Source organism: Verrucomicrobiales bacterium (genome assembly GCA_016793885.1).
Taxonomy (GTDB): domain Bacteria; phylum Verrucomicrobiota; class Verrucomicrobiia; order Limisphaerales; family UBA11320; genus UBA11320.
The window spans coordinates 1-10,643 of the sequence record JAEUHE010000036.1 but is presented as its reverse complement, the minus strand read 5'-3'; the positions used below and the strand labels follow the sequence as shown (position 1 = coordinate 10,643).

5 protein-coding genes are annotated in these 10,643 nt (G+C 60.8%); 1 reads left to right on the top strand and 4 read right to left on the bottom strand.

Annotated elements, in window-relative coordinates; all coding sequences use genetic code 11:
* Positions 1 to 208: 208 nt before the first annotated feature.
* Entirely contained in the window at positions 209 to 2,491 is a 2,283-nt protein-coding gene (locus tag JNN07_04800) for an RNA-binding transcriptional accessory protein (GenBank protein ID MBL9167038.1), read from the bottom strand.
* Positions 2,492 to 2,598: 107 nt separating this feature from the next.
* On the opposite strand from JNN07_04800, the gene JNN07_04795 reads away from it, so the two are divergent.
* Complete coding sequence (locus tag JNN07_04795; GenBank protein ID MBL9167037.1) at positions 2,599 to 4,035, top strand: hypothetical protein; 1,437 nt, start codon at positions 2,599 to 2,601, stop codon at positions 4,033 to 4,035.
* A 951-nt stretch (positions 4,036 to 4,986) separates the two neighbouring features.
* Here the strand turns inward: JNN07_04795 and JNN07_04790 are convergent.
* From JNN07_04790 to JNN07_04780, 3 genes are read right to left on the bottom strand one after another with little or no spacing between them, the layout of a single operon-like run.
* Positions 4,987 to 7,080, bottom strand: coding sequence for a right-handed parallel beta-helix repeat-containing protein (locus JNN07_04790; protein MBL9167036.1), 2,094 nt, complete (start codon positions 7,078 to 7,080; stop codon positions 4,987 to 4,989).
* A gap of 38 nt (positions 7,081 to 7,118) precedes the next feature.
* Positions 7,119 to 7,805, bottom strand: a complete 687-nt coding sequence (locus JNN07_04785; GenBank protein ID MBL9167035.1) for a response regulator transcription factor — start codon at positions 7,803 to 7,805, stop codon at positions 7,119 to 7,121.
* Positions 7,802 to 10,147, bottom strand: a complete 2,346-nt coding sequence (locus JNN07_04780) for a response regulator (protein MBL9167034.1) — start codon at positions 10,145 to 10,147, stop codon at positions 7,802 to 7,804. Before JNN07_04780 ends, JNN07_04785 begins: the two co-directional genes overlap by 4 nt.
* Positions 10,148 to 10,643 lie beyond the last annotated feature (496 nt).

Sequence of the window (10,643 nt, the reverse complement as noted above, 5' to 3'; positions counted from 1 at the left end):
CCCGCGATGGGGTTGTGAGAAAACAACGACTAACCCAGGGTAGGCGCTCCTGCGTCGCGCCAACCCTGGGCTTTGAGGCGGAATCCCTTTGGGATTCTAACATTTGGTCGAAGAACTTGTGGGTAATGCTTAGAGCCCTCTGCCGCTTTTGTCCCACCGACGGAGTCGGGATCTCCCCCCCGACCTCACCCGCCCAAAACCACGCTCCCTAACTCCGTTGTTTGTTCTTATTCAGCGCCTCGGTAAACCAATCACGGGGCGGGGGACCGGACGGCTTGGACGGCGGGCGGGGACCTGCGCCTCGAGGCTGAGCGGGGCTGGTGCGGTCGCCGCTTTTCGCCGGGCCAATCTCTGGATTGGCTTTCAGGGAGAGAGCAATCCGTTTCCGCGGAATGTCCACCTCGGTCACGGTCACGGTCACCTTCTGCCCTACTTTCAGCACTTCGGCGGGATCCTTGACAAACCGGTCCGCCACCTGACTCACATGGACCAGACCATCTTGATGCACGCCAATGTCCACGAACGCACCAAACGCGGTCACATTGGTCACAATGCCGGGCAGTTTCATGCCTGGCTTAAGGTCTTCCATTTTCTCAACGCCTTCCTTGAAGGAGAAGAGTTCGAAGCGTTCGCGGGGATCGCGTCCGGGCTTGGCCAGCTCTTCGATAATGTCCTTGAGCGTGGGTAACCCGACTGTCTCGGTCACATACTTATCGAGCTTGAGTTGGTTACGTCGAGCGGAGTCCTTAAGCAGGTCCATCACCGTACAGCCGGTGTCGCGTGCCATGGCATCAACGACTTTATAGCTTTCCGGATGCACCGCGCTGGCATCCAGCGGGTGGGCTCCGTCTCGAATGCGCAAGAACCCGGCACATTGTTCGAAAGCCTTGGGACCCAGCCGGGGGACTTTGAGCAGCTCCTCACGGGACTTGAACGGTCCGTGCTCGTTGCGATGGGCAACGATGTTGGCAGCCAGGGTGGATCCCAGCCCGGAGACATAGCTCAACAACTGCTTGCTCGAGGTGTTGAGTTCCACCCCAACGCGATTCACACACGAGATCACCACATCGTCCAAACCGCGCTTCAAGGCGCCGGCATCGACGTCGTGTTGATACTGTCCGACGCCAATCGATTTGGGATCGAGCTTGACGAGTTCCGCGAGCGGATCCATCAGGCGGCGGCCGATGCTGACGGCGCCGCGTACCGTGATGTCCTGCGTGGGAAACTCCTCGCGAGCGACGTCGCTGGCCGAGTAAATCGAGGCGCCGCTCTCGTTGACCATCACGATGGCGATCGAGGAGGGGAGTTTGAGCGCGCGGATGAACGTTTCAGTTTCGCGTCCGGCGGTGCCGTTCCCAATCGCGATAGCTTCGATCTGATACTTCTGCACCAGCCCGCGGACCGTATCGGCCGCTTCGCGAATCTCCATCGCCGATTTGCTCGGGTAGATGACGTCGTTGTGCAGCAGCTTCCCCTGTCGATCCAGGCAGACCAGCTTGCAGCCGGTGCGGAACCCGGGGTCGACCGCCATGACGTTCTTTTGACCCAGCGCCGGTGCGAGGAGAAGCTCGCGAAGATTGTCGGCGAACACGCGAATCGCTTCGGCATCGGCTCGCTTCTTGGACTCCATTCGAATCTCAGCCTCGATGCCGAAACCCAGGAGACGCTTGTAGCTGTCCTGCACCGCGAGACGCACCTGCTCGCCGCCCGGCTTACCTGGGGCTTTGACGAATTGGGGCTCAAGCAGGCTCAGCGCGGCATCCTCTGGAGGATTGATTCGAACCAGCAGAATTCCCTCGGCTTCTCCCCGGCGGATGGCCAGGAGGCGGTGGCTGGGGATGTTGGCCAGTGGTTCCGACCAATCGAAGTAATCCTTGAATTTGGCGCCTTCCTCCTCCTTGCCCATCAACATTTTCGATCGGACGGTTGCTTGCGACCAGAACAGCTCGCGCAGCTTGGCACGCGATTCGGCGTCTTCACTGATGCGTTCCGCCAGAATATCGCGGGCCCCGGCGAGGGCGGCGTCAACGTCCTTGATCTCCTTCTCCGGGTTCACGAACGCTTTGGCTTCGGCCAGGGGATCGATGGTGGCCTGCAGCTCAAACAGCTGGTTGGCCAAGGGCTCCAGTCCTGCTTCCTTCGCAATCGTGGCCCGCGTGCGCCGCTTTGGCCGGTACGGGGCGTAGAGATCTTCCAGGGTGGTGAGCTGCTCAGCGGCTTGGAGCGCCTTTTTAAGCTCATCGGTCAGCAGCTTTCGCTCTTCCAGCGATTTCAGGATGGAGCTACGTCGCTCCTCCAGTTCGACCAGCTGCAGCATGCGGTCCCGAATGGCCGTTACGGCCACTTCGTCCAGGCTGCCGGTAGCCTCCTTACGGTAGCGAGAGATGAAGGGAACCGTGCCGCCTTCGGCGAGCAAACGGCTGGTGGCCAGGACCTGGCGCGGCTGGAGTTTCAGTTCCCCGGCAACTTTGTTGATAAAAACTTCGTTCATGTCGAAATTACGTCCGCGCTGTGTCGCTCAGCTGAGCCGCGAAGGCAAGGTCTTTCTGGTGGGAAACCGCTGACAATCGGGCCTACGCCAGCTAACATGTCTCCACCATGCACCCTAACACCCCTGCCTTGGGCGATTCGATACTCTCTGGGAAGCTTAGCCGTCGTCGGGTCCTAGGGGGGCTCGGAGCGGGCGCGGCGGGGTTGGCCTTGCCCGGTTGGCTGGGGGCGGCTGCCGCAGATGGAGAGCTTAAGCTCGCTACCTTTAGCGCGGATGTCACGGTTCCGGTGGGACATGGGATGATGGGGGGAGCTTGGCTTTCCAAGCGGGTGATCGATCCTCTTGAGGCTCACGGGATCGTATGGATGCAGGGCGATCGCCGGGTCGTGTGGGTGTCGGTAGATTGGTGTGAGATTCGTAACGAGGCGTACAGCCAGTGGCAGGCCAGCCTCGCCCGGGCGGTGGGCACCGACCCTGCCAATGTGTGCATTACGACGATCCACCAGCACGATGCTCCGGTCGCGGACCTGGAGGCTGAGCGCATCCTGCGTCGACGCAACCTTCAGGCGACGGTTTGTGACCTGGACTTTCACAAGCGGGCACTCGAACGGGTTTTCTTCGCCGCCCGGAACTGCCTGAAATTGGCCCGGCGTGTGACCCACGTCGGAATGGGGCAGGCGCAGGTGGAGAAGGTGGCCTCGAATCGACGGTATGTCATGCCCGATGGGACGATCCGATTCGATCGAACCAGCAGCACCCGGAACGCTTTCGCCATCGAGGCCGACGCTGGATTGATCGACCCCTTCTTGAAAACCCTCAGCTTTTGGAACCGCGATCAAGCCCTGGCCGCACTGAGTTTCTATGCCGTGCATCCCATGAGCCACTATGGACAAGGGGATGTCTCGGCCGACTTTCCTGGTTTGGCGCGGCGGAAGCGTCAGGCCGAGACACCGGAGATCCGACAGATCTATTGTTCCGGTTGCAGCGGCAACATCACGGCCGGTAAGTACAATACGGGTGCTCCCGAGAATCGGGTTGTGCTGGCCGACCGACTCCACGCGGCGATGGTTGCCGCCTGGAAGAACACCAAGAAACGTCCGGTCTCAGGATTCACCTTTCGGACGACTCCCGTTCCTTTTGCTCCCCGGAGCAGCGCGGGGTTTAGTGTGGAGGAGCTCGAGAAGAAGTTGGACGTGGAGACCAAGCCCTTTCAGCTTTGTCTCGCGGCCATGGCACTGAGTTGGCGGCGTCGTCTCGCCCACGGGGCCCCGATTCAGGTCCCCGCCATTGATTTCGGCCCGGCTCAACTGCTTCTGTGTCCCGGGGAGGCCTACTTGGAATTTCAGTTGGCCGCACAGAAAATGGCGCCGGACTCCTTTGTCTGTGTGGCGGGCTACGGGGATGGAGCTACGGGTTACATTCCAACCGAAAAGCACCTGGCCGAGAAGGACCCCAATCTAGGAGATTGGTGTTGGGTGGATCCCGGGGCCGAGGCGAAATTACTAGAAGCGATCCGCCAGTCCCTTCGTGGCCATATGGGGTAGGGAGAGACTCCGTCGAGCCCATAAAAGCGCAAGGTATAAGAATCTTCAAAGGATCTGCGGCGAGGAGCCACTAGGGTTGATCGATGTTGTTATTTCCTCATCGGGGTAGCCCTTGGTCTTGAGGGGAGCCTTGGGCAGGAGTGGGCTCGATCGGAGTCTCTCCCTACCGCCGTGACGAGGTGGTGACGATCGACTGGTGGCCCTCGCGGAGTTGCCCCTTTGTTATCCTGAGCCGGGGCAGAAGTGGGCTCAACAGAGTTTCGCCCTCCATTGGTGATGAGGCCACGTTCGAGGCAAAAGAAACGGGGGAGGCAATCCGCTGCGCATGTACCACCAGCGCAGCCTGACGCCTCCCCCGATTAGATCGTAGCAGAAACACCAACCACGACCTGACTATGCTCGCGGGGTTCAGTACCTTCTGAACGAACGGACTCGGATGTTCCGCGAACGGCTATCAGGTCCGATGACTACGCCCAGGTGACCATGGAAGGACAATCACCCGCAACGTTCCCCTAGCCCTCGTACCTTAAGCCCTGCACCGAGAGTATACAAAGAACGAACAACGTGCCGTTCGAACCGGTTGAGTGATCCTTTTCCCCTAACACTGTTCCTTAGATCGAACTTCGAAGCGGAGGATTTGGTCCACCCCGTCGCTTCGTAGGAAAGGTATACGCCGGGAAGTGCGCACGAACAATCGGGATGACCCCATTTCGGGTCCTTCGAAGGCCCTAGGGTTGCCTAAGGTTTTCCCTTAGATTGGAGGGGGGAGGCGGACGGAGAACCGACGGGGAAGGTGTGTTTCGCCCACGGATCAAGCGGATCACACGGAAAGGGCTGGGAACACCTTGAGGAGAGGAGAATTCGATGTTTCGGCTTTCCGATTCTCGGTCCCCTCCGTGTGATCCGCGTGATCCGGTTACTGCGCAAAAAGTCGGTCTCTCCTGCTTCAGTTTATTCCGCCGACAGTCCGTCGATCCAGATGGTGAAAGGGCTCCCACCCCAGGAGTCCAGCGCGATGCCCAATCGGCTGACCGACTGGAGATCGGCGGGCCCTTCTTGAGAACGCCTCCAGTCCTTGTCCCCTGCCAGCGGGATCGACACCGGCATCCAGGTCCAGCGGGCCTCGCTGAAGGGAAGATCCCCAAACAAATTCCTGCCCTCCGCCGGCTCCAGTTTGACCTTGCCTGAGGTAGTGTGGATCCAAAACACCGGACCCGCATTCTGAAATCCCGGCAAATTGGGGTTGGTGGCTTTGATCCAGAACCGGATCTGCTTTTTCTTGGACCAATCCCAGTGGGCTTGGCCTGTGGCCGGAAAGAAGACGGTGGCATACTGGCCGGGGTAAGGATCCGGGCTCCAACGCAGGGAGTTCTTCCCGACGACCGCATCCGGGTCCTCCTGAAACTGAACCCGGCCTCGGCTACCGGAGTTACCCTCCAGCTCGAATCCCCACTGAGAGGCATGACTTTCGGTTCCGATCTCCTGGTCCACCGGTGCGGCAACCACCAAGTCGCGCCATTGGAGATCGGCCAAGACTCCGTTGTCGACCGTGAGTCCGACCCGGTAGAAACCCGGTTCGGTGAAGGTATGACGGAACACAGCTCCTTCCGACCTCACTTCCCCGGCTCGCCAGAGAAAGCGGAGTTCTCGTCCTTCCGGATCCCGGCTCCCTTGAGCATCGAGGATCACCGGTTGACCGACCGTTCCCCGCGCGCTTCCAACCATCTCCGCGATGGGAGCCAGGCGCACCGCCTCGTTCGTTCGGGACTGAACGTCGGTGCAGTCCGTGAAGAGAACGGGCTCGCTGTTGCCTTGGAACGTGTTGTTCCCCAGCCAAACCCCGTTACCCCAGCGACCCCAGATTCCCCAGCGGTTGGATTCGAGGCGGTTCTGCTGTACGATCCAGTGCTCGGTGCTCCAGCGTTTGCCCTTCGAGCCGACATCGCCTCGAAACACGATGCCGCCCCCATTGTTGTTATGACACCAATTACCGCTGATAAGGGTGTGGCTGGAGGGGCCGCCGACAATGACGATGCCGCCGTGACGGAATCCGGGCTCGGGCGCCTGGTGGTAGCCGTTGGTTAGGCCATTGAACCCTGCTTCGTTGCCGATCAGCACGGTTTGATCGCTTCCGCCGAGCCAGAATCCATAGCTGCCATGATTGGCTTTGTTGCGAATGTAAGTATTGCCCGGGCTCCAGGATTCGATGCAGTTGTTATTTGCGTAGGAGGTGTCGTTCTCGACGAAGACATTGCCGCGGGAGACCCAACCATTGAGCACGCGAATGAAAATGCCGTCGCCGCCGTGGGTGATGTCGTTGCGGAACCAGTAATTGTCGTCGGATCCGGTCTCGATGAGCACTGACGTGGAGTCTCGTGCATGAACCTCGCCGGCGGCGCGGTCGATACGGATGCCGTAGGACAGATTGTTGCGCAGGAATCGATTTCGGGACGCGTGCCACAGTTTGGCGCAGGTGTTGGAGCAGTGGGAGAAGTCGTTGTCCTCGACTAAGTTGTCATCCGAATCCACCAGGTGGATCCCGTCCCACACTCGGTTGGCTTTGGTGTGCCGGACGACACTGTCCCGGACTTTCTCGAAGAGAATGCCACCGCGCGGTGGTAACTCCCCCCATCCGTGCTTGGGGTTGCTGTAGTTGTCCGAGAAGTCGCAGCCTTCCAGATGGAGCGCGCGCGCGTTGCGGGCGAGCAGTCCATTGGCGAAGCCGCGCACGCGCAGGTTTAGAATCCGCACGTTGACACAGCCTTCGATCTGGACTCCCACGCCCGCTTTCTCGAGGGATGCGAGATCGTCGACTACGCCGGTTCCGACCAACGAGGCGCCATTCCCTTGGATCGTCACGTGATTCGCAGTCACCACTAGACGGGCATTGAGTGTCGCCCCGGCCTCCAGGGTGAGGTCATTGGTGACCACAATGTCTCGCACCGCTGCCGGTATCGAGATGACGAAGGTCAGGAGGAGCAAGCTGGCGGCCAGCGTGCTTGCGGGGAGGAGAGCCCGGCGATGAGTAGGAAGGATTGGAGCCATAGGAGATTCGCCGCCGACAAAGGTTCGCCGCCGTTTCCTCAGATCAATCCCTTGCTCTCCACCCAACGCACGGCTTGGTGGACCAGCTCAGGCAGGGTGGCGAGTTGGAGCTTGCTCTTGATGTTCACTCTGTGGACTTCGACGGTCTTCACGCTGACGCTGAGCCGGCTGGCGATGGCCTGGGTGCTGAGGCCCTGGCCGATCAGCTGAAAGACTTCCAATTCGCGGTCGGTGAGCAACTCCACGGGTGAGGTGGCCGCTTGTTGGCGGCGTCCCGCAAAGATCTCCAGGATCTTGCCGGCTATCTTTTCACTGACATAGATGTGCCCGTCCAGCACCTTCCGAATCGCTTCCAGCAGCTTGCGGCCGCCTTCTTGCTTCATGACATAGCCGCGTCCTCCGGCGCGCAGCACGCGTTCCGCGTAGAGCGATTCATCGTGCATCGACAGAACGAGCACCTTGAGCTCCGGGAACTGAAGCTGAAGGTCCTTGATCAGCTCCAGGCCGCTGCGGTCGGGCAGCGACAAGTCGGCCAGAAGGAGATCGGGGAGGGTCTTCGGAATGTTCGCCAACGCTTCTCGGGCTTCATTGGCTTCGCCACAGACCTGGAGATCTGGTTCGTGAGCCAGGAGCTGCGCCAGGCCCTGGCGCATGATGGGATGATCGTCCAGGATCAGGATGCGATGCCGGGCCTTACGCACGGCTTTGGCGGGAGCTGGTTTCATACTTCAGATTTAAAGTTACATTCGACCATCACACCGCGGGGCGATCGCGATGCGACCTGCAGGGAGGCTCCTATCATGCCCGCCCGGTAGTGCATGATCCGCAGCCCCATCCCCTTAGGCTCGACGCTGGGGGCCGTGTCGAAGCCTCCCCCGTTGTCGCGAACCCGCAGCTGGGCGAAGTTTGGCCCATTCCGGAGCTCGATATCGATGCGGTCGGCCTTGCCGTGGCGAATCGCGTTGTTGATGGCTTCCTGGGCAATGCGATACAGATGGGTTGCCACAGTCACGTTGCGCACTTCCACCAGCGGGTCGGCCGCCAACTGGCAGTTGATGTGAAACACATGCTGCACGTGCGCGGCCAGATCCTGGAGCGCCGCCGTGAGACCGCGGGATTCCAGTTGGACGGGGGAAAGCCCCCTGGCCAGCCCGCGCGTCTGATTGATGGATCCTCGCACCAGGTCGGCTACTTGACGCGCCAACTCGGCCTCCCGATGCCCTTCATGCTCGAGCCGATGCTGCAGAGCGTGGCTCATGAACTCGATGCCGGCCAGATGCTGGCACAGATCATCGTGCAGATCCTGACCGATCCTTCGCTGCTCGTTCTCGCTCACCTCCAGCACCTGCTGCTCGAGCTGCTTTCGCTCGGTGACATCGTGGATGGTCCCGATCAATTTAAACAGCCGCCCTTGCTCATCGAAGCACGGCTCGGCCTGCATCCGCACAAAGCGAGGCGCTTCGCCCAGGCGGACGATCTGGTGCTCCAGCTCGAAGGGAGATCGACCTTCCTCCAGCCGGCTCAGCTCCTGCTGGATGCGGGTTCGATCCTCCGGATGCACCAGCTCGTTAAGAAAGCTCTCCAGGGAAAGGTTGGTGCGCGTGGGATCGAGCCCCAGAATCCGGCAGGCCTCGTCCGACCAATAGTTTCCCAGCGACAGGTGGAAGGGCGTGTAAGCCTCAAAGCTGCCGAGATGCGCGATCTGCTGAGCTTGGCGCAGGTTATTTTCGCTGCGGCTCAACGCGTCGTTCAAGTTGGCCAACTCCGCCGTTCGCTTGCGTACTCGCAGTTCCAAATCCTCATGGGCCTTCTGCAGTTCCGTCTCGGCCCGGCGGCGCTCGATGAACTGGCCGATCTGGTTCCCAATGTCCTCCAACAGCTCCAGCAGTTCGCGATCGGCCGTGCGAGACTCCGTGGTGAGAAAGACCATCACGCCCAGGAAGTCCTGGCCGAGGCGGATCGGGAAGGCGAGGGCGGTTCTATAAAATGTCTTCAGTCCCTGGATGTCGGGCGGCGCGATCGCTGGATCGTTGAGCGGCTGGATCCACAGGGGTTTGCGGCTGTCGCGAGCGTGATGTGCCAATCGATCGAAGAGTAGGGGGGTGGTTTCCGCCGAATGGGCCGCCAGCGCCTGGGGATAGCGGGCTGCGATCTCCAGGTCCCCGTCCGGCGTGTTCTGGCTCCAAAAAACCCCGACATCCCACAGTAGCACGGTGCAGAGGCTTTGGAGCAACGATGGGAGAGCCTCCTCGAAAGGGTCGGTGCCCGCCATGATGCGCGTGATCGCGTGCTGAGCCTTGAGGTGACGCTCGCGGCGCTGTCGCTCCTCGATCTTGGCCTCCAGCTCGCGAGTTCGCTCCGCCAGTCGATGGCTCATCTCGTTGAGCCGCCGACGCTCGACAAACTCGGCGATGATCTTTTGCATCAACGCCCGTCGCTTAGAGAGCAGGTAGTAGATGCTCGCGGCCGCGACCGGCCCCGCCACCAGGACCACGACCAGAGCTGCCTTGCCCGGTGGCATGCCGGCAAAGAAAATTTCTTGCAGCAGTTCGATCCCCACCGTGACCAGCAGGGTCAGGGACGTCGCTGATGCCAGCGGTAAAAACCATTCCCAACGACTCGGGCTGAGATGGGTGGTGTCCTCCTCTGCGGGGGGCGAGGCCTCGACCGCCGCCTTCCACGCTTTGCGCTCGCGGGCTCCGCGCACCTCGCGCTCGACCACCGGAGCTAAGCGCGCGAGGTTGTGCTTGGTGACGAAATCATGTGCTCCGGCACGCATCGCCTCGACGGCGGTCTCTTCCCCGACCACACCCGAGACGACGATAAACGGGATATCTAGCTCCCGTTCGCGGATGATCATCAACGCCGCCATGGCGCTGAATTGAGGGAGGGCAAAGTCGGCGATGAGGGCATCCCAGGACTCCTGGGCGAGCAACTCGCGGAGTTCGGCGGCCGATTGAGCCTGTTTCCAGACCACGTTCAGCCCGGCTCGCTTCAGGGCATGGATCAAAAGTTCCGCGTCGGAGTCACTGTCCTCTACCAGCAGCAACTTCAGGGGAGCGCTCATTGAGAAAGGGGGTGGGACGAAAGCTCGCAGGCCGATCCGGTGCGCGTCCGTCCATGGGCGATGGTCATCCTGAAATTCATAACTGCCAGGACGGCCGCGGAGGACGTCCCGCTACGAGGCGAACATAACGGGTTACCGGTGATTCGCCAGCGAAAACTCCGGTGTGTGAAGGGGGGGAATCCGGGTGAGGACCAGTTCCCTTGTATGGAGTTCCTGCTTTAGCAGGTGTGGCGTCCGACCTTACTCGGGTGCCGCCTCCGCCTGAAGGCGGAACTCCGTACAAGGGACCAGGCTCTTCGGGGTATGGAGTTCCTGCTTCAGCAGGTGTGGCGTCCGACCTTGCCCGGGTGCCGCCTCCGCCTGAAGCCCAATCCATGCAGTCGTTCAGCACGCGTTTGCTTGATCTTTTTGCGAAATCCTTCGTTGTTCGTCGCTTACGTATTTCGCTCAATACGCTCGCTCCTCACGCCTCGGTTTTCGCAAAAACCTGCTGCGC

Bases quoted from the DNA above. Each gene is read 5' to 3' on its own strand.
- JNN07_04785 (MBL9167035.1), bottom strand. From the start codon at position 7,805: ATGAAACCAGCTCCCGCCAAAGCCGTGCGTAAGGCCCGGCATCGCATC.
- JNN07_04800 (MBL9167038.1), bottom strand. From the start codon at position 2,491: ATGAACGAAGTTTTTATCAACAAAGTTGCCGGGGAACTGAAACTCCAG.
- JNN07_04790 (MBL9167036.1), bottom strand. From the start codon at position 7,080: ATGGCTCCAATCCTTCCTACTCATCGCCGGGCTCTCCTCCCCGCAAGC.
- JNN07_04780 (MBL9167034.1), bottom strand. From the start codon at position 10,147: ATGAGCGCTCCCCTGAAGTTGCTGCTGGTAGAGGACAGTGACTCCGAC.
- JNN07_04795 (MBL9167037.1), top strand. From the start codon at position 2,599: ATGCACCCTAACACCCCTGCCTTGGGCGATTCGATACTCTCTGGGAAG.